This is a genomic window from Microbacterium azadirachtae (assembly GCF_000956545.1).
GTDB classification, from domain to species: Bacteria; Actinomycetota; Actinomycetes; order Actinomycetales; family Microbacteriaceae; genus Microbacterium; species Microbacterium azadirachtae.
This window is the reverse complement of the sequence record NZ_JYIT01000084.1, coordinates 117,132-139,290: the sequence shown is the minus strand read 5'-3', so window position 1 is coordinate 139,290 and position 22,159 is coordinate 117,132. Positions and strand designations below refer to the sequence as shown.

Annotated in this window: 23 protein-coding genes; 6 read left to right on the top strand and 17 right to left on the bottom strand. The window is 70.9% G+C overall.

Annotated features, from left to right (window positions below):
- Positions 1-49: 49 nt before the first annotated feature.
- The 10 genes from RL72_RS15680 to RL72_RS15635 form a co-directional block, all read right to left on the bottom strand.
- Complete coding sequence (locus RL72_RS15680) at positions 50-862, bottom strand: regulatory protein RecX (RefSeq protein ID WP_045251806.1); 813 nt, start codon at positions 860-862, stop codon at positions 50-52.
- Positions 863-864: 2 nt separating this feature from the next.
- Positions 865-1,914, bottom strand: a complete 1,050-nt coding sequence (recA, locus tag RL72_RS15675; protein WP_045251805.1) for a recombinase RecA — start codon at positions 1,912-1,914, stop codon at positions 865-867.
- A 270-nt stretch (positions 1,915-2,184) separates the two neighbouring features.
- Positions 2,185-2,409 carry a DUF3046 domain-containing protein gene (locus RL72_RS15670; RefSeq protein WP_045251804.1) on the bottom strand — a complete coding sequence of 75 codons (225 nt, stop codon included), beginning with the start codon at positions 2,407-2,409 and terminating at the stop codon, positions 2,185-2,187.
- A 73-nt stretch (positions 2,410-2,482) separates the two neighbouring features.
- A complete protein-coding gene (locus RL72_RS15665) occupies positions 2,483-2,791 on the bottom strand; it encodes a helix-turn-helix domain-containing protein (RefSeq protein ID WP_045251803.1) in 309 nt (102 codons plus the stop codon).
- A 141-nt stretch (positions 2,792-2,932) separates the two neighbouring features.
- Positions 2,933-3,469 carry a CinA family protein gene (locus RL72_RS15660; protein ID WP_045251802.1) on the bottom strand — a complete coding sequence of 179 codons (537 nt, stop codon included), beginning with the start codon at positions 3,467-3,469 and terminating at the stop codon, positions 2,933-2,935.
- Positions 3,469-4,056, bottom strand: coding sequence for a CDP-diacylglycerol--glycerol-3-phosphate 3-phosphatidyltransferase (pgsA, locus tag RL72_RS15655; RefSeq protein ID WP_045251801.1), 588 nt, complete (start codon positions 4,054-4,056; stop codon positions 3,469-3,471). The genes RL72_RS15660 and pgsA overlap by 1 nt, the downstream gene beginning before the upstream one ends.
- A complete protein-coding gene (locus tag RL72_RS15650) occupies positions 4,056-6,833 on the bottom strand; it encodes a DNA translocase FtsK (RefSeq protein ID WP_045251800.1) in 2,778 nt (925 codons plus the stop codon). The genes pgsA and RL72_RS15650 overlap by 1 nt, the downstream gene beginning before the upstream one ends.
- 94 nt (positions 6,834-6,927) lie before the next feature.
- Positions 6,928-8,604 (bottom strand): ribonuclease J, encoded by a 1,677-nt coding sequence (locus tag RL72_RS15645; protein ID WP_045251799.1) that lies wholly within the window; start codon positions 8,602-8,604, stop codon positions 6,928-6,930.
- A 76-nt stretch (positions 8,605-8,680) separates the two neighbouring features.
- Entirely contained in the window at positions 8,681-9,658 is a 978-nt protein-coding gene (gene dapA / locus RL72_RS15640) for a 4-hydroxy-tetrahydrodipicolinate synthase (RefSeq protein ID WP_045251798.1), read from the bottom strand.
- A 28-nt stretch (positions 9,659-9,686) separates the two neighbouring features.
- Positions 9,687-10,106, bottom strand: coding sequence for an EF-Tu/IF-2/RF-3 family GTPase (locus tag RL72_RS15635; protein ID WP_045251797.1), 420 nt, complete (start codon positions 10,104-10,106; stop codon positions 9,687-9,689).
- A 38-nt stretch (positions 10,107-10,144) separates the two neighbouring features.
- On the opposite strand from RL72_RS15635, the gene RL72_RS15630 reads away from it, so the two are divergent.
- Positions 10,145-10,684 (top strand): NUDIX domain-containing protein, encoded by a 540-nt coding sequence (locus RL72_RS15630; protein WP_045251796.1) that lies wholly within the window; start codon positions 10,145-10,147, stop codon positions 10,682-10,684.
- A gap of 116 nt (positions 10,685-10,800) precedes the next feature.
- On the opposite strand, the gene RL72_RS15625 is transcribed toward RL72_RS15630, so the two are convergent.
- The 4 genes from RL72_RS15625 to RL72_RS15610 form a co-directional block, all read right to left on the bottom strand.
- The gene (locus tag RL72_RS15625; protein WP_082072459.1) at positions 10,801-11,712 is read right to left on the bottom strand and encodes an endonuclease domain-containing protein; all 912 of its coding nucleotides are present in this window, start codon (positions 11,710-11,712) and stop codon (positions 10,801-10,803) included.
- 337 nt (positions 11,713-12,049) lie between these two features.
- Positions 12,050-12,811, bottom strand: coding sequence for an SDR family NAD(P)-dependent oxidoreductase (locus RL72_RS15620; protein ID WP_045251795.1), 762 nt, complete (start codon positions 12,809-12,811; stop codon positions 12,050-12,052).
- Between the two features lie 13 nt (positions 12,812-12,824).
- Positions 12,825-13,301 (bottom strand): dihydrofolate reductase, encoded by a 477-nt coding sequence (locus RL72_RS15615; RefSeq protein ID WP_045251794.1) that lies wholly within the window; start codon positions 13,299-13,301, stop codon positions 12,825-12,827.
- Positions 13,298-14,107 carry a thymidylate synthase gene (locus tag RL72_RS15610; RefSeq protein WP_045251793.1) on the bottom strand — a complete coding sequence of 270 codons (810 nt, stop codon included), beginning with the start codon at positions 14,105-14,107 and terminating at the stop codon, positions 13,298-13,300. Before RL72_RS15610 ends, RL72_RS15615 begins: the two co-directional genes overlap by 4 nt.
- 102 nt (positions 14,108-14,209) lie before the next feature.
- On the opposite strand from RL72_RS15610, the gene RL72_RS15605 reads away from it, so the two are divergent.
- From RL72_RS15605 to RL72_RS15595, 3 genes are all read left to right on the top strand, one after another.
- Positions 14,210-14,644 carry a thioredoxin family protein gene (locus RL72_RS15605; protein WP_045251792.1) on the top strand — a complete coding sequence of 145 codons (435 nt, stop codon included), beginning with the start codon at positions 14,210-14,212 and terminating at the stop codon, positions 14,642-14,644.
- On the top strand, positions 14,641-15,201 hold the full coding sequence (locus RL72_RS15600; protein WP_045251791.1) for a DUF4395 domain-containing protein: 561 nt from the start codon (positions 14,641-14,643) through the stop codon (positions 15,199-15,201). The genes RL72_RS15605 and RL72_RS15600 overlap by 4 nt, the downstream gene beginning before the upstream one ends.
- Before the next feature lie 65 nt (positions 15,202-15,266).
- Positions 15,267-15,692 carry an OsmC family peroxiredoxin gene (locus tag RL72_RS15595; RefSeq protein WP_045251790.1) on the top strand — a complete coding sequence of 142 codons (426 nt, stop codon included), beginning with the start codon at positions 15,267-15,269 and terminating at the stop codon, positions 15,690-15,692.
- Between the two features lie 73 nt (positions 15,693-15,765).
- Here RL72_RS15595 and RL72_RS15590 read toward each other — a convergent pair whose 3' ends face one another.
- Complete coding sequence (locus tag RL72_RS15590) at positions 15,766-16,200, bottom strand: hypothetical protein (protein ID WP_045251789.1); 435 nt, start codon at positions 16,198-16,200, stop codon at positions 15,766-15,768.
- Between the two features lie 138 nt (positions 16,201-16,338).
- Here RL72_RS15590 and RL72_RS15585 point away from each other — a divergent pair, with 138 nt between their 5' ends.
- Both RL72_RS15585 and RL72_RS15580 read left to right on the top strand, forming a co-directional pair.
- Complete coding sequence (locus RL72_RS15585) at positions 16,339-17,343, top strand: daunorubicin resistance protein DrrA family ABC transporter ATP-binding protein (RefSeq protein WP_045251788.1); 1,005 nt, start codon at positions 16,339-16,341, stop codon at positions 17,341-17,343.
- Entirely contained in the window at positions 17,340-18,170 is an 831-nt protein-coding gene (locus tag RL72_RS15580; protein WP_045251787.1) for an ABC transporter permease, read from the top strand. The genes RL72_RS15585 and RL72_RS15580 overlap by 4 nt, the downstream gene beginning before the upstream one ends.
- A 42-nt stretch (positions 18,171-18,212) precedes the next feature.
- Here the strand turns inward: RL72_RS15580 and RL72_RS15575 are convergent, their stop codons facing one another.
- Positions 18,213-21,380, bottom strand: coding sequence for an ATP-binding protein (locus tag RL72_RS15575; protein ID WP_045251786.1), 3,168 nt, complete (start codon positions 21,378-21,380; stop codon positions 18,213-18,215).
- Positions 21,377-22,123: a 4-hydroxy-tetrahydrodipicolinate reductase gene (gene dapB, locus RL72_RS15570; protein WP_045251785.1), complete on the bottom strand. Its 747-nt coding sequence runs from the start codon at positions 22,121-22,123 to the stop codon at positions 21,377-21,379. Before dapB ends, RL72_RS15575 begins: the two co-directional genes overlap by 4 nt.
- Positions 22,124-22,159 lie beyond the last annotated feature (36 nt).

Below are 22,159 nucleotides of genomic sequence, written 5' to 3'. Positions count from 1 at the left end.
ATCCGTCTCATGCGGCGACGAGCGCTTGATCTCGCGTGGGCGCCCGACGTCAGCTCTCCTCGAACCGCACGCGTCCCGTGCCGCTGCCGCGCTGCGTCTCGCGCCACGCCGTGCGCGCGGCGGTCAGCGCCACGCTCCCGCCATAGCCGCGCCGGGACAGCTGCCCCACGAGACGGCGGATCGCCGTGTCCTCGTCGTAGCGGCGGAGGCCCGACATCTTCGATCGGGCGTACTCGAGAGCGCGCTCCGCATCGTCGTCCTCCAGAACGGACAGTGCCGCGTCCGCGATCTCACGCGGGATGCCGCGCTGGCTGAGCGTGCGCGAGATCGCGACACGGCCCTGGCCCTTCCGCTCCGATCCCGATGTGACCAGCAGCTCGGCGAGCGAGGCGTCGTCGAGATAGCCTCGGCGCTCGAACTCCGCGACGATGTCGTCCCGCTGTGCGGACGGGATACCGTGCTCGCGCAGCACATCTCCGGCCTCGCGGCTGGAGAGCTGCTTGCCTCGGAGCCGGCGCACCAGCACCTCGGTCGCATCCGCGATCGGATCCGCGGATTCCTCGCCGTGGTCGTCTCGCGGCGCGACGGCCCGAAGGCCACTCCGTCCGTGCGGCGCAGTCGACCGCTCACCGGCAGCGAGTGCCGCCGCCGCAGGGTGCCGCGGCCCGGGGCCCTGTCGCTCCGCAGCGGACTCCTCCGCCCACGTCGAGCGCCATTCCTCCGTGGTGGAGGGTGTCCCGGAACGGTCGGCTGCGGGACTGCGCCGAGCCGCTCCGGATGCCCCCTGTCCGCCGAAGAGAGGGATCACGGGGGCGAGCCGCTGGTCGTCGGACGACGCCCCGCCCCCGTTCTCGTCGGTCATGATCAGGCCGGACGACGCTGAGCCAGTTCGTCGGCTGCGGCGGCCGGAGCCGCTGCGCCGCCGATGCCGAGCTTCTGCTTGATCTGCGTCTCGATGGTCTCGGCGATGTCAGGGTTCTTCAGCAGGAAGTTGCGGGCGTTCTCCTTGCCCTGCCCGAGCTGGTCACCGTCGTAGGTGTACCAGGCACCGGACTTCTTCACGATGCCGTGGTCGACGCCGAAGTCGATCAGGCTCCCCTCCCGCGAGATGCCGGTGCCGTACAGGATGTCGAACTCGGCCTGCTTGAAGGGCGGCGCCATCTTGTTCTTGACGACCTTGACGCGGGTACGGTTTCCGACCGCCTCCGCGCCGTCCTTCAGCGTCTCGATGCGGCGGATGTCGAGGCGGACGGAGGCGTAGAACTTGAGCGCCTTACCGCCGGCGGTGGTCTCGGGCGAGCCGAAGAACACGCCGATCTTCTCGCGCAGCTGGTTGATGAAGATCGCCGTGGTCTTGGTCTGGTTCAGCCCACCGGTCAGCTTGCGGAGGGCCTGCGACATGAGGCGGGCCTGAAGGCCGACGTGCGAGTCGCCCATCTCGCCCTCGATCTCGGCGCGCGGCACGAGGGCCGCGACGGAGTCGATCACGACGAGATCGATCGCGCCGGAGCGGATCAGCATGTCGGCGATCTCGAGCGCCTGCTCCCCCGTGTCCGGCTGGGACACGAGCAGCTGGTCGATGTCGACGCCGAGCTTCTTCGCGTAGTCGGGGTCGAGCGCGTGCTCCGCGTCCACGAACGCGGCGATGCCGCCGGCGCGCTGCACGTTGGCGATCGCGTGCAGCGTCAGCGTCGTCTTACCCGAGGACTCCGGGCCGTAGATCTCGATGATGCGGCCGCGCGGCAGTCCGCCGACGCCGAGAGCGACGTCGAGAGCGATCGAACCGGTCGGGATGACCTCGACGGGAGCGCGCTCGTCGCTGCCCAGTCGCATGACCGAGCCCTTTCCGAACTGCTTGTCGATCTGGGCGAGTGCCGATTCCAGGGCCTTCTCGCGGTCTGCGGGTGAGGGCATGACGTGCTCCTTCGTGCTCGTGAACTGCCGCCTGTAGGCTGTCGCGGCCGCCCCGGCTGGGGCGAGCTCTCCGACAAGGCGCATGGCTCGGTGGCCATATCGAACACGGTAGGAGGGGCCACCGACATCGCGTCGGAGTCTCGCCGATCCGTGCAGATCCTGATCACGAAACCATCTGTGCAGGACAGTACGCCCATTTCGAACATGTCTTCGACGACACGCCGATACGCAGAAGAAGTCGATCGAACACCGGGAGCCCGAGCGAAGGACTCAGCGCGGCTTCGGCTCGAGCCGTCCCACGCCGTGACGCCGCGACTCCGGCACATCGGTCTCGGCGCACAGCGCCAGCCAGACCTCGCGCGGAGGAACACCCGCCTCCACGGCCTGCGCGGCCGTCCGGCCGCCCACAGCGGACAGCACGAGATCCGCCACCAGGGCAGCACCGCGCGACCCGAACTCCGCATCGACCGCTCGGAGGAACTCGCTTCGCCGCATCCCGGTCAGCGGGCCTCTGCCGGATGACGGACAGGGATGATGCGGATTGCTCCCTGCTCGGGCGACTTTCGCATCAGCGCAGCGAGAGCTCGGACTCGACCGAGGCCACCAGCTCGTCGGGAACGACGTCCGGGATGACCTGCAGACCCTCGAGCACGGCGATGCGATCGCCGACCTCGCGCATGATCGTGGAGATGGGCACATCGAGCGCCTCGGCGACCGAGGCGAGGATCTCGCTGGAGGCCTCCTTCTGACCACGCTCGACCTCGCTGAGGTATCCGAGAGCGACGGACGCCTTGCCGGCGACCTGACGGAGGGTGCGACCCTTCTGCAGACGGAAGTCCCGCAGCACGTCGCCGATCTCCTGTCGTACGAGAATCATCGGGACCTCCTCTCCCCCATCGCCCCGGCGATTCCGCCGGATCGGATGGTCAGTCTAACCCGACCTGTCGTGTTCGACACTAGTGTTTCGTCCTGTGCATTGAATGTGAGCACACTCGACTCAACTTCACCCACGGGCACTCTATTCCCCGCCTTCGTGGACGGGCGCGTCGCGCGCCGGCTCGGGGCCCGCGATCACCTCCAGGAGAAAGACGAGGGCGGCTTCCACCGTCGCCGCCCTGATCGCGGCGCGGTCTCCCGGGAACAGGAACGCGCGGCTCAGCGAGCGGTCCCCCATGCTCACGCCGATGTGCACCGTCCCGACCGGCTTGCCGCCCTGCGGCGTGGGGCCGGCCACGCCGGTCGTGGCCACGCCTGCGTCCGCGATGCGCCCCTCGACCGCGAGCGCCGAACGCGCACCGAGAGCCATCTGCCGCGCCACTTCCGGGTCGACAGGTCCTCTCCGGGCGAGCACGTCGGAGTCGACGCCGAGCACCGACGCCTTGACCGGCGTCGCGTAGGCGACGACCGCGCCGTTCAGCACATCGGACGCCCCGGGAACCGCCACGAGAGCCGCGGACAGCGCTCCGCCCGTGAGGGACTCCGCCACGGCCAGCGTCATTCCCCGCTCGCGGAGCGCGTCGAGCACGGCCGCGGCCTGCGGCGTCGCTCCGTCCATCACGCGCCGGCGTCGCGTGCCGCACGCGATCCGCGCACCTGGGCGACGATGTAGTCGATGCCGCTGAGGATCGTCAGCACGAGCGCCGCGATCATCAGTACGGTCGTGGTGATCGTCCAGGCCGGAAGACCGATCCACTGATGCAGGGGCAGCAGCGCCCAGGACAGGGCGATCGCCTGCACGGTCGTCTTGACCTTTCCCATCCAGGCGGCGGCGACGACGTGCTCCTTGACGAGGGTGAAGCGGTGGATCGTGATCCCCCACTCCCGCACCAGGATGATCAGCACCAGCCACCACCACACCTCGCCGAGGATGGCCAGGCCGATGAAACCGGCTCCGGTGAGCAGCTTGTCGGCGATCGGGTCCCAGAGCTTGCCGAAGTCGCTGACCAGGTCGTACCGGCGGGCGAGATAGCCGTCCACCCAGTCCGTCGAGATCGCCAGGATGAAGAGGCCTGCAGCGACCCAGCGCAATGCCGGATGGGTCGCTCCGTCCGTGCCGCCGAGCAGCAGAAGGACGAAGAAGACGATCGCAAGCGGGATGCGCACGATCGTGATCGCGTTCGGCAGCTGCCTCGGGATGGCCATCAGTCGCGCCCCGTCAGACCCCAGGCGTCCTCATCCGGCTCGGGCTCGACCTCCGGGAGCCCGCGGTACTGCGCCTCCAGGGGGTCCTCGCCGTAACGGTCCGCCTCGTATCCCGACGACGCCGGTACCGGATCGGCCGGACGGGGAGGCAGCGCGGCGGCCGGAGCCGCGGGCGCGGACGGGACGTCCTCGCCGCGCAGCCGCGCCAGCACGCCGGGCAGCTGCTCCGGCGTGACGAGCACGTCGCGCGCCTTCGAGCCCTCGGACGGACCGACGATCTCGCGGGACTCGAGCAGATCCATGAGGCGCCCTGCCTTGGCGAAGCCGACACGCAGCTTGCGCTGCAGCATCGACGTCGACCCGAACTGGGACGAGACGATGAGCTCGGCGGCCGCGAGCAGGAGCTCCAGGTCGTCGCCGATGTCCTCGTCGACCTCTTTCTTCTTGCCCTCGACCGCTTCGGCGACATCGGGCCGGTACTCCGGACGGGCCTGGCCGGTGACGTGCTTGACGACCGCGTCGATCTCGCTCTCATCGACCCACGCGCCCTGCAGGCGGAAGGGCTTGGAGGAGCCCATCGGCGAGAACAGCGCGTCGCCCTGCCCGATCAGCTTGTCGGCTCCCGGGCTGTCCAGGATCACGCGGCTGTCGGTGACGCTCGTCACGGCGAACGCGAGGCGCGACGGCACGTTGGCCTTGATCAGACCGGTGACGACGTCGACGCTGGGCCGCTGCGTGGCGAGCACGAGGTGGATGCCGCTCGCGCGGGCGAGCTGGGTGATGCGCACGATCGAATCCTCGACGTCCCGCGGGGCGACCATCATCAGATCGGCGAGCTCGTCGACCACGACGAGGAGGTACGGGTACGGCTTGAGCACGCGCTCGCTGCCCGGCGGCACCTCGACCTCACCGGCGCGCACCGCGCGGTTGAAGTCGTCGATGTGACGGAACCCGAACGACGCCAGGTCGTCGTACCGCATGTCCATCTCCTTCACGACCCACTGCAGCGCCTCGGCCGCCTTCTTCGGGTTCGTGATGATGGGGGTGATCAGGTGCGGCACGCCGGCGTAGCTCGTGAGCTCCACGCGCTTCGGGTCGATGAGCACCATGCGCACGTCCGCGGGACGCGCGCGCATCAGCAGGCTCGTGATCATCGAGTTCACGAAGCTGGACTTACCGGATCCGGTGGATCCGGCGACGAGGAGGTGCGGCATCTTGGCCAGGTTCGCGACGACGAAGTTGCCGCCGACGTCCTTGCCGACGCCGATCGTGAGCGGGTGCGTGCTCTTCTGCGCGGCCGCCGAGCGCAGCACGTCGCCGAGGGCCACGGTCTCGCGGTCCGCGTTCGGGATCTCGATGCCGATCGCGCTCTTGCCCGGGATCGGCGAGAGGATCCGCACGTCGTTCGACGCGACCGCGTACGCGAAGTTGTTGCTCAGCTGCAGGATCTTCTCGACCTTGACGCCGTGGCCGACCTCGACCTCGTACTGCGTGACCGTCGGGCCGCGCGAGAAGCCGGTGACCTTCGCATCGACGTTGAACTGGGTGAGCACGTTGGTGATCTGCTCGACCACCCGGTCGTTCGCCTCCGAGCGCGCGACGGACGGCGGGCCCGCCTTCAGCGCTCCCGGGGAGGGCAGGATGTAGGGCGCGACCGGTGCCTGCAGCCCGTCCTTCCCGGGGCCGTCGGTGCCGAAGCCGTCGAAGCCCGCGAGCTCGAGCTCCCCGGTGTCGCCGTCGTCCAGGAGGGCCGTCGACTGCTGCTCGGCCAGGGAGTCGGCCACGGCGCGCACGTCGGTGAGGATCTCGGTGGCGGCGTCGTACGGATCGTCGTCCTTGATGACGGCCTGGTCGTACGCGGTCGCCTGCGCGAGCGTGGGGACGTCGTCCTGCGCCGTGAGCAGCTCGGTGAGGTCCTGCGAGCCGACCCTGTCGTCCGGATCCTCCTCGCGTCCCGTCTTGTTGCGCCGCCACCAGGGCAGCACATCGGGATCGTCGACCTTGTCGGCGTCGTCGACCGACGCCTCCTCGGCCGCGGCGGGTTTCGGCGCGCGCTCCGCGTCGAACATCCAGGCGTAGAGGTCGCCCAGGCGCTGACCGATGCGGTTCGGCGGCGTCTTGGTGAGGATGAGCACGCTGAGCGCCGCGAGCAGCGACAGCACGATGTAGGCGGGGATCGCGGTCAGGTAGCTGAGCGGCTGCCCGAGCAGCCAGCCGAACAGACCGCCGGCGGCGCTGAGCGCCACCATGCCCTGGCGGGGCTGCGGCATGCCCCCCGCGACATGGCAGAAGCCCGCCAGCGCGACGACGAACAACCCGAAGCCGATCCCGATCCGTCCGTTGTCGTGCACCGACGAGGGGTGCCGGAAGAGCCAGCCCGCGAGCAGGAGCAGCAGCACAGGCATGATGAAGGCGGCGCGACCGATGAGCGCGCCCACCGAGTAGGCGCTGATGTTCGCGGCGACGGTGCTGCCGATGAAGAACCACTCGTTCACCGCGCCCGCGATCGCGAGCAGCACGAGCAGGAACGGGAACCCGTCCCGGCGCTGATCCTTCTCGAGGGTCTCGAGCCCGAAGGCGCGGAACAGTCCGCCGACGCCGTGTGCGAGGCCCGTCCAGGCGCGCACCATCACCGGCGGCTTGTCCGGCTCGTCGACGTACTTCCTCGGGGCGGGCGCCGCCTTTGCCGGCGTGCGCGGCTTCGCCCCGGACGTGGAACGACCGCGGGCCGCGGGCTTGTCGGCCGCGCTCTTGGTCGCAGAGGAACTCCTGGGCATGCCTCCACGCTACGGCCGCAGACCGACATCGGCCCGCAATGACGCGGCTTTCCGCGGGATTGCGGGCCGGGATCCGCCTTCGGGCGCTCGGGCGTCAGGCCTCGATGACGAGGGGGACGATCATGGGCCGGCGGCGCAGCTTCTGGTTCACCCAGCGTCCGATCGTCCGGCGCACGATCTGGGACAGCGCGTGGTTGTCGCGCACGCCGTTGGACGCCGCCTCCTTGAGCGCCGCGACGATCTTCGGCGCGACGTCGTCGAAGACCGAATCGTCCTCGGCGACGCCTCGGGCGTGGATCTCCGGGCCCGAGATGATGCGCCCGGTCGTGGAGTCGACGACGACGATGACGGACACGAAGCCCTCCTCGCCGAGGATCCGGCGGTCCTTCAGGTCCGCATCGGTGATCTCGCCGACCGTGGAGCCGTCGACGTACACGAATCCGATGTCGAGCTGCCCGGACACACGGGCGACGCCGTCCTTGAGATCGATCACGGTGCCGTTGGAGCCGACGATGGTGCGCTCCTCGTCGATGCCGGTGTCCTGCGCGAGCTTGGCGTTCGCGATCAGGTGCCGGTACTCGCCGTGCACGGGCAGCACGTTCTTCGGTTTGAGGATGTTGTAGCAGTAGATGAGCTCGCCGGCGGCGGCGTGGCCGGAGACGTGCACGCGCGCGTTCGCCTTGTGCACCACGTTCGCGCCCAGCTTGGTGAGGCCGTCGATCACGCGGTAGACCGCGTTCTCGTTGCCCGGGATGAGGCTCGAGGCGAGGATCACGGTGTCGCCCGGACCCGGCTCGATCGCATGGTCCAGGTTGGCCATGCGGCTGAGCACCGCCATCGGCTCGCCCTGCGATCCGGTCGACATGTAGACGATCTGGTCGTCGGGCAGGTCGCGCGCCTTCTTGTAATCGATGAGCACCCCGTCGGGCACCTTGAGGTAGCCGAGCTGCTCCGCGATGGTCATGTTGCGCACCATGGACCGTCCGAGGAACGCCACGCGGCGGCCGTGCGCGTGTGCGGCGTCGATGACCTGCTGGACGCGGTGCACGTGGCTGGAGAAGCTCGCGACGATCACCCGGCGCGGAGCCTTGCCGATGACCTGGTCGAGCACCGGCCCGATCGAGCGCTCGGTGGGCGTGAAGCCCGGGACGTCGGCGTTCGTGGAGTCGACGAGGAACAGGTCCACGCCCTCCTCCCCCAGGCGCGCGAAGGCCCGCAGGTCGGTGATGCGCCCGTCGAGCGGGAGCTGGTCCATCTTGAAGTCGCCGGTCGCGAGCACCATGCCGGCCGGGGTGCGGATCGCGACCGCCAGGGCGTCGGGGATCGAGTGGTTCACCGCGACGAACTCGAGGTCGAAGGGCCCGACCTGCTCGCGCTGCCCCTCCTTCACGGTGAGCGTGAAGGGCTTGATGCGGTGCTCCTTCAGCTTCGCCTCGACCAGCGCCAGCGTGAGCCCGGATCCGATCAGGGGGATGTCGCCCTTGAGGCGCAGCAGATACGGGACGGCGCCGATGTGGTCCTCGTGGCCGTGCGTGAGCACGACGCCCACGATGTCGTCCAGACGGTCCTTGATGGGCTCGAAGTCGGGGAGGATCAGGTCGACGCCCGGCTGATGCTCCTCGGGGAACAGCACGCCGCAGTCGACCACGAGGATCTTGCCGTCGTACTCGAAGATCGTCATGTTGCGGCCGACCTCTCCGAGACCGCCCAGGGGCGTGACGCGGAGCGTGCCGGGTGCGAGCGCTTCGGGCTCGGCGAGGGGAAGGGTCATGTGGTGCCTCCTAGGCGGGGCGCGACGCGCCCGAAGATCTGTTTCCTGAGCCTGCCGAAGGACCCGACGCTGCCCGTCAGCGGGTCGTGCCGTGCACCTTGGGGAGGGCGCCGCCGGCGGCGGCATTGCGGTCGGGGCGGAAGTCCGAGAAGTCCGCACCGGGAACGCCGGTGACGAGCGCGAGCTCATCCTCGATGAGAGCGGCCTCCCACTCCTCCGGCCCGACGAGGGGCAGGCGGACGCGGGGGCTCGTGATGCGGCCGAGGCCGTGCAGGATGTACTTCGCCGAGACCGTGCCCGGCACGTGCGTCATGGCGGCACGCACGAGCGGCTCGAGTCGCTTGTGCTCGGCGGTGGCGGTGGCCAGGTCGCCGCGGTTCACCGCATCGACGATCGTGCGGTACGGCGCGGAGGTGATGTTGGCCGTGACGCCGATCAGGCCCGTCGCGCCGATCGCCAGATGCGGGAGGACGTTCGCGTCGTCGCCCGAGAAGTACATCAGGTCGGTCTGGTTGAGCACGCGGCTGACCTCGGAGAAGTCGCCTTTGGCGTCCTTCACGGCGAGGATGTTCGGGTGCTTGGCGAGACGCAGGATGGTCTCGTACTTGATCGGCACGCCGGTGCGGCCGGGGATGTCGTACAGGATCACCGGTAGGTCGGTCGCGTCCGCGACCAGCCGGAAGTGCGTGAGGATGCCGGCCTGGGTCGGCTTGTTGTAGTACGGCGTGACGATCATGATGCCGTCGGCGCCGGCTTTCTCGCTGGCCTTGTAGAGCTCGATCGCGTGCGCGGTCTCGTTGGATCCGCCGCCCGTGATGATCTTCGCCCGGCCCGCCGCGACGTCCTTGCCGACCTCGACCAGACGCAGCTTCTCGGCATCCGTGAGCGTCGAGGTCTCCCCCGTCGTCCCGGTGACGACGATGCCGTCGGCGCCGTCCGAGATCACACGGTCGATGTGCTTCTCGACGGAGGGCCAGTCGACCTCGCCGTCGGCCGTCATCGGGGTGATGAGGGCGACGAGCACCTGTCCGAAGGGATTGCCCGTGTGCGTCATGCCTCCAGCGTATCTGCTCGCGGCATCCTCACGCTGTCGGCGCCGTCCGGATGACGTCGCCGCGGGCGAGGTCGACGCTCGGCTTCAGCAGCAGTCCGGCCGCGGTCCCCGCGGGCGCCTCCGTCGCCTTCTTGCGGAACATCTCGATCCCCGTGATCGTGCTCGCACCGATCTGCGCGGCTCCGCGGAGCACCACGACGGCGTCCCCGACGCGCAGCACGCCGCTCGTCGTCGTGCCGGTCGCCACCTGGCCGCGCCCCGTGATCGAGAACACGTCCTCCACGGCGAACTCGGCGACGGCGGAGCTCGCGACCACGCCCGGCGTCGTGGTGACGGCGCCCGCCTGTCCGATCCCCGCCGCGGCGAGACGCGCGGCCTCCTGCTCGTTGTACCGGCGCAGCAACTCGTTCGCGTCCGGCGGATCCTTCTTCTTCCCGAACCAGCCCATGCATCCGAGCCTAGGCGGGCGGCGGTTAGGCTCACGCCATGGCATGGCACACGCGGGATTCGCGCATCGTCTACGACAACCGCTGGATCTCCGTCCGCGAGGACGCGGTGACCGGCCCGGCAGGCGACGGGATCTACGGCGTCGTCACGCTGAAGCACCCGGCGGTCTTCATCGTCGCCCTCGACCAGGACGACCGGGTGTGCCTCGTCACGATCGACCGCTACACCACCGGACGCTCCGTCGAGGTCCCCGCCGGCGGCTCGGACGGGGAGGATCCGCTCGTCGCCGCCCGCCGCGAGCTCCGCGAGGAGACCGGCCTCGAGGCCGAGGAGTGGACGCCGATCGGCACCATGAACGCGCTCAACGGGGTCACGGTCGCCCCGGAGCACGTGTTCCTCGCACGAGGGCTGCATCAGGCCGGGGACAGCGCGCACAGTCGCGCCGAAGAGGGCATCGACCAGGTCGCGTGGGTGCCGTTCTCCGAGGCGCTGGAGATGGTCGCCGACGGGCGGATCAGCGACGGCGAGACGGTCGCCGCGCTCGCGTACGCGGGGATCCGGCTCGGCCGCTTCCGCTGATCCCGGCTTCCGGATGCCTGCGCCGATGTGCAGGGCGGGCCGGGCGTTCTGCAGGGAAACCTCGTCGCCATACGCCGACATCCCCGGAAGCTCGCACTGGGCACCAGCCGTTCTGCTCAACGGTCCTGCGCAACGGCGGAAGCTCCCTGCACAACGGCTCCGAGCACGGCGAGCCGTCCTTCGATGGCCGCGAGAACAGTCGGCCAGTCATGCACGATCATCGCGTAGTCGAACCGCAAGGTCTCATACCCCAGAGCGGCAGCCCGAGCATCGCGCATCAGGTCCTTGTGCCGGTGCGACGCGCCATCGTGGTTCAGACGCCCGTCGACTTCGAGGATGATCCGGCCGCCGAACACGAAGTCGACGCGACCGACACCCTCGATCTGCACTTGCGCCGCCAATGCGATCCCGCAACGTCGCAGGCGCAGTTTGAGCAGAGACTCCAGTCCGCTCTCGGAACGGTCATCCGCGAGATCCAGGAGCTCGTGGAGTCGTTGAGGAAGGCGCTCGCGCAGCCGTCGCAGGCCGGCGAAGCCGATCAGACCGAGGTGCAGCGAGGACTCGAGAGCGACGAAGAAGGCCTCGGGCGAGGCGCAGCACGCGAACTGGATCATTGCGAGGAGCACGTCCACGACGCCGAACCCGGCACCGCGCTCGCCCGTCTCGTGATGCGTCCGGCATCGGCATGCCGCGTGTGCGTGCTGTCGGCCGGATGGGCCGATCCAGACATGGGGTCGACACGACGGCGCCGCTCTCCCGTCAACGGCATCGGCGTGGGTTTCGGCATCGTCCAGGATCCACACTCCGTGCCGCCGGAGAGCACCGGCACACGCGACTTCGCCTCCGTGCCTGGCCGCGGTCAGGACCTCCGGATCGACGTGCACGAGGGCATAGACACCCTTGCGCACGAGGATGACCCCGCCGTCGGCGACAGCCCGCGCGATCGCCGCTCGCCGGATGCCGTGGGCTTCGAGCTGCGAGCGACGCGCCACGTCGCCGTACCCGGCCAGAACTCGTTCGATCGACATCTGCCCGATCGTGCTCGCCCGCGCCATCGTGCGGGTCGCCGATCACGCAATCGGTGGACAACATCGCCGGGTGCTGGCTTGGGGAGGACGAATGGTGCCGAGGGCGTGCACGCCGTTGCACAGGGAGGGTGCGCCGAGGCGCAGGGCCCGGGAGCCATCCGTCGCGTCCCTCTCCCCGGAAAATCGCGACCTCGCTCCCCGGAAAATCGCGACCTCGGCGCCCGATTCGGGCTCGCGGCCCTGCAGAACGCCGAGGCTCCCTGCAGAACGGCCCGACTCGGCGGCAGAACGGCCCGACTCGGCGGCAGAACCGGCGGCAGACCAAGGCCGGAGCGGCCTACATGCGGCCGCGCCGGGCGACGCCCGCGGTGAGCGACCGCGGCACGAGTCTCGACAGGGCGACGATCGCCTTGTAGCGCAGCGACGGGATGGTCACGGCGCGGCCGCGGGCGGCGGCGCGCAGGCCCGCCCGCACGACATAGGGGGCGTCGAGCCAGAGGATGCGCGGCACGCCCTCCTGGCCTTCGGCGAGCCCCATCCGGGAGTGGAAGGTGGTGTGCACGAATCCGGGGCACAGCGCCGTGACCGTCACGCCGTCCGGCGCGTACTCGGTGTTCGCCCACCGGCTGAAGCCGATCAGCCACGCCTTGCAGGCCGAGTACGTCGACCGAGAGATGAATCCCGCCACGGAGGCGACGTTGATGATCCGCCCGCCGCGCCCGCGCATCACTCCGAGGGCGGCGTGCATGAGCCGCATCGGCGCCTCGACGTGGACGCGCAGATGACGCACCTCGTCCGCGATGTCGTTGTCGGCGAACCGCAGCGGCAGCCCGAACCCGGCGTTGTTCACCAGCACGTCGATCGGGCGCGCGGCATCGGCGATCCGCGCGACCACCCGGGCGACGTCGGCCTCCACCGCGAGGTCGGCCACGAGCACCTCCACGGCGACGCCGCGGCGCTCCGCCAGCTCTCCGGCGAGAGCGTCCAGGGCATCACGGGATCGCGCGACGAGCACGAGGTCGGCTCCGCGGTCGGCGAGCTGGTGCGCGAACTCCGCGCCGAGTCCGGCGCTGGCGCCGGTGATGAGTGCGGTGGGCATGCGGGCCGTCCGTTCAGCGCTCGTAGGTGAGGAAGCGGTAGCGGATCCCGGTCCTGCTCGTCTGCCACTCCCCCTCGGATACGCGTCGGAAGCCGTCGCGCGAGGGGGCGAACGCGTCGCCGGGGACGTCGAGGTCGAGCTCGGTGACCTCGAGCCGGTCGGCGCGGTCGACGACCTCGCGGAAGATCTCTCCGCCGCCGATCACCCACGCCTCGTCGAGGCCGTCCAGCGCTGCGTCCACGGATCCGGCTGTCCGGGTGCCGTCCGCGGACCAGTCGCCCTGACGGGTCACGACGATGTTCTCCCGCCCCGGCAGCGGGCGGAACCGCTCGGGGAGCGACTCCCAGGTGCGCCGGCCCATCACGACGGGTGCGCCGAGCGTGACCTCCTTGAAGTGCGCGAGGTCCTCCGGCACATGCCAGGGCATAGTGCCGCCGGCGCCGATCACGCCGCCCTGCGCCTCGGCCCAGATGAGCCCGATCCGGGTCATACCGCGACCGCTGCCCGGATCGCGGGGTGGTGGCGGTAGTCCTCGACCACGAAGTCGTCGTACGCGTAGTCGAAGATCGACTCCGGCTTCCGAGTGATCCGCAGCGTCGGGTAGGGGTACGGCTCCCGGGTGAGCTGCTCGCGCACCTGCTCGACGTGGTTGTCGTAGATGTGGCAGTCGCCGCCGGTCCACACGAAGTCGCCCGGCTCGAGGCCGGTCTGCTGCGCCACCATGAGGGTCAGCAGGGCGTACGAGGCGATGTTGAACGGCACGCCCAGGAACAGGTCGGCGCTGCGCTGATACAGCTGGCAGGACAGCTTGCCGTCCGCGACGTAGAACTGGAACAGCGCGTGGCACGGCGCGAGAGCCATGCCGGGGATGTCCGCCGGGTTCCAGGCCGACACGATGATGCGCCGCGAGTCCGGCGAATCGCGGATCTGATCGATCACCTGCTGCAACTGGTCGATGTGGCCGCCGTCCGGGGTGGGCCACGAACGCCACTGCACGCCGTACACCGGACCGAGGTCGCCGTCGGCGTCGGCCCACTCGTCCCAGATCGTGACGCCGTTCTCCTGCAGCCACCGCACGTTGGAGTCGCCGCGCAGGAACCAGAGCAGCTCGTAGGCGATCGACTTGAAGTGCACGCGCTTGGTGGTGATCAGGGGGAAGCCCTGCGAGAGGTCGAACCGGATCTGACGCCCGAAGACGCTGGTCGTGCCCGTGCCGGTGCGATCGTCCTTGTGCGTGCCCGTGGCCAGCACGTCGCGGAGCAGGTCTTCGTAGGGCGTGGGGATCGCGGCGCTCATGGCTTTCAGCGTACCGGCGGCCGACCGGGAGCGGGCCGGAGCGCGCTGACTCGATCCGTCATATCCGCCCCTCGGCCCGGGTCGCGGACGTAGCCTCGGACCATGTCCCTGCCGATCGCCCTCCTCATCGGCGTCGCGCTGCTCGCGGCGACCGTCGTGGCCGGTCTGCTCCTGCGCCGCCGGGACGGTCGTGCCGTCGCGGTGCACGGCGACCGGCACGTCGATCCCGCCGACCTCATGCGACCGCTCGGCAGCCGGGCCACGCTCGTGCAGTTCAGCACCGAGTTCTGCGCGCGCTGTCCGCAGGTCCGCCGCATGCTCGGCTCGGTGGCCGGAGAGCGCGCCGGCGTCGTGCACGCCGAGGTCGATCTCACGTCGCGCTCCGACCTCGCCGCCCGGTACAAGGTGCTGTCGACCCCGACCACGCTCGTCGTCGATCCGGACGGCCGGATCCGCTCCCGCTTCACCGGCGTCCCGACGCGCGCCGACGTGCTCACCGCACTCGACCACACGCTCCTCCAGGAGGTCCGCTCATGACCACTCCCCCCGGCATCGACCCCCGCGGCCCGCGCTTCGCGGCCTGGATCACGTCCGCGCTGCTGCTCGTCGCGACGGTGCTCGGCCTCACCGAGGCCTCGCAGACGTCGACCGCCGCGTTCGGCTGGTTCGCCTACCAGCCCCTCGCGAACGCGAGCTTCACCCCCGGGGCCGGCTCCGTGCTGCTGTTCCGGGCGACGCAGCCCGCGTTCCTGCTCACCCTGGTGATCGCGCTGCTGTTCCTCTGGAGCGTGCTCTCGCCCCGCACCCAGCCGTGGGGGGTCCTGTTCCGCACCGTGGTGCGCCCGCGCCTCGCAGCGCCGACCGAGCTGGAGGACCCGCGACCCCCGCGCTTCGCCCAGGGCGTCGGCCTGTTCGTGGTGACGGTCGGACTGCTGCTGCACCTGCTCGGCGTCCCGTGGGCGCTGCCCATCGCCACCGCGATGGCGTTCGTCGCCGCGTTCCTGAACGCCGCGTTCGGACTGTGCCTGGGCTGCCAGCTGTACCTCCTGCTGCAGCGCGCCGGGATCCTGGGACGGGCTCCGAGACTTCCCTGAAAACCCGACCCGCGGCCGGCTGATCGGTAGGCTGGCAGCCACACCACCCCGATCGGAGGATCCCCATGTCCGTCACCAGCGAAGCCGCAGCCACGTGGACCGGAAGTCTCATCGAGGGTGAGGGTTCCGTCTCCTTCTCCTCCTCGCACCTGGGCACGTTCCCGCTGAACTGGAAGGCGCGCTCCGAGGGCTCCGACACCACCACCACGCCCGAGGAGCTCATCGCCGCGGCGCACTCGTCGTGCTTCAGCATGGCGCTCTCGCACGCCCTGGCCGGCAACGGGACCCCGGCGGAGCGCGTGAACACCACCGCGTCGGTCACGTTCAAGCCCGGCGTCGGCATCACCGGCAGCCACCTCAACGTGAACGCGTCCGTCCCCGGGCTCGACGCGGAGACCTTCCAGCGTCTGGCCGAGGAGGCGAAGACCGGCTGCCCCGTCTCGGCCGCGCTGTCGGGCATCGAGATCACCCTCGAGGCGACTCTCGCCTGAGCATCGTCCCGCATCGCACGAAGGGTCGCGTCTCCTCGGAGATGCGACCCTTCGTCATGCCGGCAGGACGGGTCTACCTCGCCAGGCGGATCGCGGCCCGGATCGCGGCGCGCGCGTCCTTGCGGTGACCTGCCGCGTCCTGCACCACGCCGAGCCGGTACTGCGCGCGCCAGTCCTCGGGCTCCGCGGCCGCTGCGGAACCGTACTCCGCGACCAGACGGTCGGCGTCCTCGGGCAGCAGCCGTCCGTTGGATCGCAGATGCTCGGGAGCAGCGGGCATCCCGCCCTCCGCGTCAAGAGTGCGGCCGAGCCGGTCGGCCGCGAGACCGAACTGCAGCTCCCGCGCGAGCGCCCAGGCGCCGATCAGCGGCATCACCAGGAGGGCGACGCCCATCGTGATGCCGAGCGCCTGCCCCGAGCCGAGCAGCACCACCGCGCGCCAGCCGACCAGTGCGATGTACAGCACGAGGAGCACGGCCATGACGGCGACGCCGATGCGGGATCCCATCCCTCCATCCTAGGTCGGGAGGATCCCCCCGCCCCGCGCCGGCACCGCCCGCGGCACGCGGTGCCGGGCGACAGCGCCCGACAGCGCGTGACAGCGCCACGACAGCGGCGCGAAAGTGCGGCGGCGGATGCTCGGAGCATGACGAATCCCACCACCGACTGGGCCCTCGAGGCCGACGGACTCGTGAAGGTGTTCGGAACGAACCGTGCGGTCGACGGCGTCGACCTGCAGGTGCGCACCGGCGCCGTCTACGGCGTCCTCGGCCCCAACGGCGCCGGCAAGACCACGACCATCAACATGCTCGCGACGCTGCTGCGTCCGGACGGCGGCACCGGCCGCGTGTTCGGCCACGACGTCGTCCGCGAGCCGCACATCGTGCGCCAGCTCATCGGAGTGACCGGACAGTTCGCCTCCGTCGACGAGACGCTGTCCGCCACCGAGAACCTCATGATCTTCGCCCGCCTGCTCGGGCTCAGCCGCAGCGAGGCCCGCGCGAAGGCCGTCGATCTGCTCGAGCGGTTCGGCCTCTCCGAGGCTGCACGGCGCCCGCTGCAGAACTTCTCCGGAGGGATGCGGCGCCGCCTCGACCTCGCCGCCTCCCTGCTCGCGCAACCGCCGCTGATCTTCCTCGATGAGCCCACCACGGGCCTCGATCCCCGCACGCGCGGGCAGATGTGGGACACGATCCGCGAGCTCGTGAACACCGGATCCACCGTGCTGCTCACCACGCAGTACCTGGACGAGGCCGATCAGCTCGCCGACCGGATCGCCGTGATCGACCGCGGGAAGGTGGTCGCGGAGGGCACTCCCGACGATCTCAAGGCCTCGGTCGGCACCTCGTCCCTGCAGCTGCGCGTGCGCGATGCCGGCGATACCGCCGATGCACTGCGGGCGATCGAGCAGACGCTCGGCGTGCGCGGCGTGCTCTCCCCCGAGGCGTCCCGGATCACCGCCCCGATGACGGATCCCGACAGGATCGCGGACCTGCTGATCATGTTCCGCGAAGCCGGCATCCCGCTGGCCGAGGTGAGCGTGCAGAAGCCCACCCTCGACGAGGTGTTCCTCACGATCACCGGTCATCCGGCCGACGAGGACGCCGCTGGTCCCTCCGCCCCCGCCCAGACCCAGGAGGTCCGCGCATGACCGCTCTCACCCCGCTCGCCGGGCGCATCGTCCCGGCCGCCGAGCGTCGACTCAGCCCCCGTCCGAGCCTGTCGCTGACCCTCCGCAACACCGTCACCATGGCGGCGCGCGGTCTCATCAAGATCCGGCGGACGCCGGAGCAGCTCGTCGACGTGACGCTGCAGCCGATCCTGTTCACCCTGATGTTCACGTACATCTTCGGCGGCGCGATCTCCGGCAACGTCACGAACTACCTGCCGGTCATCATCCCCGGCATCCTCGTCCAGACCGTGATCACGACCTCGGTCGTCACCGGCGTGCAGCTGCGCGAGGACATGGACAAGGGCGTGTTCGACCGGTTCCGCTCGCTGCCGATCGCGCGCATCGCCCCGCTGTCCGGGGCGCTGCTCGCCGACACGATCCGCTACGGCATCGCCACCGTGCTCACCTTCGCCATGGGCTTCCTCATGGGCTTCCGTCCCGCCGGCGGACTCGGTGCGGTGATCGGCGCGGGCCTGCTGGTGATCGTCTGCTCCTGGGCCATCAGCTGGATCTTCGCCTTCGCGGGCGTCATCGCCCGCACCGCGTCGAGCGTTCAGGGCATCTCGATGATGATCCTGTTCCCGCTCACCTTCCTGTCCAACGCCTTCGTGCCCGTGAACACGATGCCCGGCTGGCTGCAGTGGTTCGTGAACATCAACCCCGTCTCGCACCTGGTGACCGCGGTGCGGGACCTCGTCAACACCGGCGCCTTCGGGGTCGACGCCTGGGTGTCGCTGCTCGGCGCGGCCGTGATCGTCGCGGTCTTCGCCCCCCTCACCGTGAAGGCGTACATGCGCAAGGCCTGATCCGCTCGTCGCGACGGTCGTCGGCCCCTGAACCCGTCCGGGTCAGGGGCCGACGCGTGCGCCCAGCACCTCGAGCCCGCGCGCGACCCGCTGCGCCGGCTCGAGGGCCGCGGCGGCGGAGCGGGCCCGGGCCACAGCATCGGCTCCGGCGATCCGCTCGGCGTCGGCCAGGTGCGCGGCCAGATCGAGGCTCGGCATGTTCTGCCTCCCGCCGAGGACCTCCGCCAGCGCGATCGCGTCGACGCCACGGGCCACGAGCTCGGGCCGGCGGACGGCCCAGGCCGACCAGGCCAGCAGGGCCGTGCCGAGCACCGGCCGATCCGCCCCCTCTCGGCGCAGCCGGCACGCGGCGATGGTGCGCGCGCGGAGTCGGCGCTCCCAGACCGCGACGTCCGCGTCGGGAACGCCGAGCGATCGCACCGCGACGGAGACATACCCCGCCAGCGCCATCAGGTACCACGGCGAGCGGCGCTGCACCGGATCGACGAACGCCGCCATCGCACGCGCGAACGCCTCGATCGCGCTCTCCACGCGCCCGTCGATGAGCTCCGCCTCGGCGAGGCCGTACAGCCCGATCGAGGCCAGCTCCACACCGTCCTGACTGAGGCCGCCTTCCTCGATCAGACGTGTGAACAGCGCCCGCGCCTCGGCGCTGCGCCCCAGCCAGAGCAGCGCGCCTCCGCGCACCCATTCCTGGTGGTTGATCTGATCCTGGGCGTCGAACTCCTCGAACACCACCGTCGCACGGTCGATCCAGGTCATGGCCTCGGCCGGCCGCGCTGACTGGGCGGCGAGCTGCGCCGCCAGGTCGGCGGCCATCCCCTCGGCCCAGCGCTCGTCGAGGCTGCGTGCCCGATGCCAGGCGCTGCGGGCCGCGTCCATCGCGACCTCCGCTTCGCCGTCGTTCTCCGCGCGGTGCGAGCGGAGCACATCCGTGGCCAGCAGGCCCCACGGATCCGATCCTTCCGGAAGCTCCGGCACCGAACCGATCGGGCCGCCTCGCCCCACGGCGAGCAGCGCCTCGGCGACCAGCCCCCACGCCGGAGCCAGCCCCGCACCGGCCGCTGTCATCGCCCGCGCAGTGAAGACGACGCCGCGGGCCGCCAGCGGATCCCCGCCGATCATGAGGCCGAGCGTCGCCATGACGAGAGCCATGACCCGCAGATCGGGATCGATGCCGGCGTCCGGCATCGCGTCCATCACCTGGAGCATCGGGGCGGCGTAGCCGATGAACTCGGTGAACGAGCCGCGGATGAACCACGACTGCCCGAGCACCGTGAACAGCCGCACCGCGTCGGCCCCGCGCCCCGCCGCCACCAGATGGCGCAGCACGTGCACGAGGTTGTCGTGCTCCCGGGTGATGGCCCGATGCGACCGCGCGGTGAGGCCAGAGGGGAACACGCGGGCTCTCGCGCCGTGCTCCTCCGCGAACGCGACGGCCCAGGCGACGACGGCCTCCCATGCGCGGTCCTCCGCCCCGGCCTCGACGAGCCGATCGCGGCCGAACTCGCGCACGGTCTCGAGCATGCGGAAACGCACCGCGTCGACCCCGCCGTCGTCGATCACGTTCAGGAGAGAGTGCGCAGCGAGCTGCTCGAGCACGTCGTCCGCCGGTGTCGCCAGCACCGCCTCGGCCGTCTCCGCGGAGAAGCCGCCGGGCAGCACCGAGAGTGCGGCGAGTGCGCGCTGAGCCTCCTCGTCGAGCAGATCCCAGCTCCACTCGATCACGGCTTCGAGCGTGCGATGCCGCTCCGGGCCGGAGCGGTCTCCCGTGGTGAGGAGGGCGAACCGGTTCTCCAGGCGGCGCTCGATCTGCTCCGGCGTCATCGTTCGCACCCGCGCCGCGGCGAGTTCGATCGCAAGCGGGAGCCCGTCGAGCCGGGCGCACAGGCGTGCGACCACCTCCAGCTCGAGCGTCGCCGCCGGGCGCGCGGCGCGGGCCCGTTCGAGGAAGAGGCGCACCGCGGGCGCCGCGTCGGAGGGCGCGATCTCCAGGGGCTCCAGAGCGAGCACGCGCTCCGCCGCGATCGCCAGGGGCGTGCGGCTCGTCGTCAGGATACGCAGCATCGGCACGGCCGCGAGAAGGTCGGCCGCCCACCGCGCCACCGCGTCGATCACCTGCTCGCAGTTGTCCAGTACGAGCATCGTCTCGCGGTCGCCGAGAGCGGCCACGATGCGGGCCGACAGGTCGGGGCGCGGTCGCTGCTCTCCGAGCCTCCCACCGGGGGCGTTCTCGCTGATGCCGAGCGCCGCGGCGATCGCCACCGGCACGCCCGCGTCGTCCCGCACGCCGGCCAGCGGGACGACGATCACGGCGGCCATCGAGGATTCCGCCGCCAGAGCCTGCGCGAGACGGGTCTTGCCGAGCCCGCCGGCGCCGAGGATCGTGACCAGTCGCGCGCCGTCCAGCAGGCCACGCGCTCGCACGAGCGCCTCGACGCGGCCGATCAGCTCGTTCGGCGCCGCCTGCACTCCGATCCGCACCCGCGGGCCGTCGTCGGCGCTGCGCAGCAGGCGCGCGTTCAGCTCGGTGATCTCCGGACCGGGTGAGGCGCCGAGGGCATCCCGCAGGGCCGTGCGCAGCTCCGCGAAGACCGCGAGCGCTTCCCCTGCGCGTCCGCCGACGGCGAGCGCCGACATCAGCGCGGCATGCGCGGTCTCGTCGAGGGGACGCGCTGCAGCCAGGTCGCGGAGGAGCGCGATGCCTTCGTCCGGTCGTCCAGCCGCCACGAGCTCCCCGGCGAGGTCGCTCTGCAGGGCACGGTGCAGCATCGCGGCCACGGCGGCGAGATCGTCCCCGAGGGGTGAACCGCCGAGATCGGCGCCCGGCTCCCCCCGCCACAGCGCGACCGCTTCTTGCAGCAGCCGGATCCGCTCCGGATCTCCCTTCGAGAGGGCATCGGCGCGCGCATGCAGCCGGCGGGCGACATGGAGGTCGGTGTCGTCGGTGCCGAGCGCGTACCCTCCGGGGGCGCTGACGATCGCGTCCGCCCCGGCCGCAGCCCTGGCCCGCGAGACCAGGGTCTGCAGAGCCGCCCGCGGATTCTGCGGCTGCTCCTCGCCCCACACGTCGTCCGCGAGAGCCGACACGGAACGGGTGTTGCCCGTGCCGGCCAGCACCAGCGCGGCCAGCATCGCGCGCATCGGAGTGCCACCGGCGTCGCGATCCGCGATCCGCACCGGTCCGAGCACGCCGATGCGCGCCGTCATGCGCGCGGCCGGATCCCCAGGTCGATGACGTTCTCGAGGCCGACGACGACACCGCGCAGGTCGCGGGCGTAGGGCAGCGCGAGGCGGATCCCCGGGGCGTAGGCCGCCGCCGGCTGCACCGTGTCATGCACGATCGAGAGCGACTCCCCGGGACCGGAGAGGATGACCTCCTGCTTGGCCAGCACGCCGGGCCGGCGCAGCGAGTGTACGGGCACGCTCGCGACCTGCTGACCACGAGCGCGCTGGTCGACGTGCGGAGCGTCGACCGGTCCCTGCTCGGCGCGGGCGGCGGCGATCAGCTCCGCCGTGCGCACGGCCGTGCCGCTGGGCGAGTCGATCTTCGTATGCTGATGCGCCTCGACGATCTCCACCGATCCGAAGAACGGCGCCGCGAGGGCGGCGAGGGCCGTGCCGAGCACCGAGCCCAGCGAGAAGTTGGGGACGAACAGGGCGCCGGTGCCGGCGGCATCGATCACCGGGCGCATCTGGGCGATGCGGTCGGCCGACCACCCGGAGGTGCCGACGAGCACGTTGATGCCGCGATCCGCGGCCGCACGGACGATCTCGACGCTCGAGGCCGGCGTGGTCGCGTCGACGACCAGATCGGCGCCGTCGAGCTCGTCCATCGTGCTGTTCGAGCCGAGCACCGCGCCGATCTCGAACCCGTCGAGGTGCGCGATCACGTCGCCGATGATGGTGCCGAGCTTGCCGGAGGCGCCCACCAGGGCCACGCGCGTCGTCATGCCCTCAGTCTATTCAGCACGACGGACGCGGCTTCC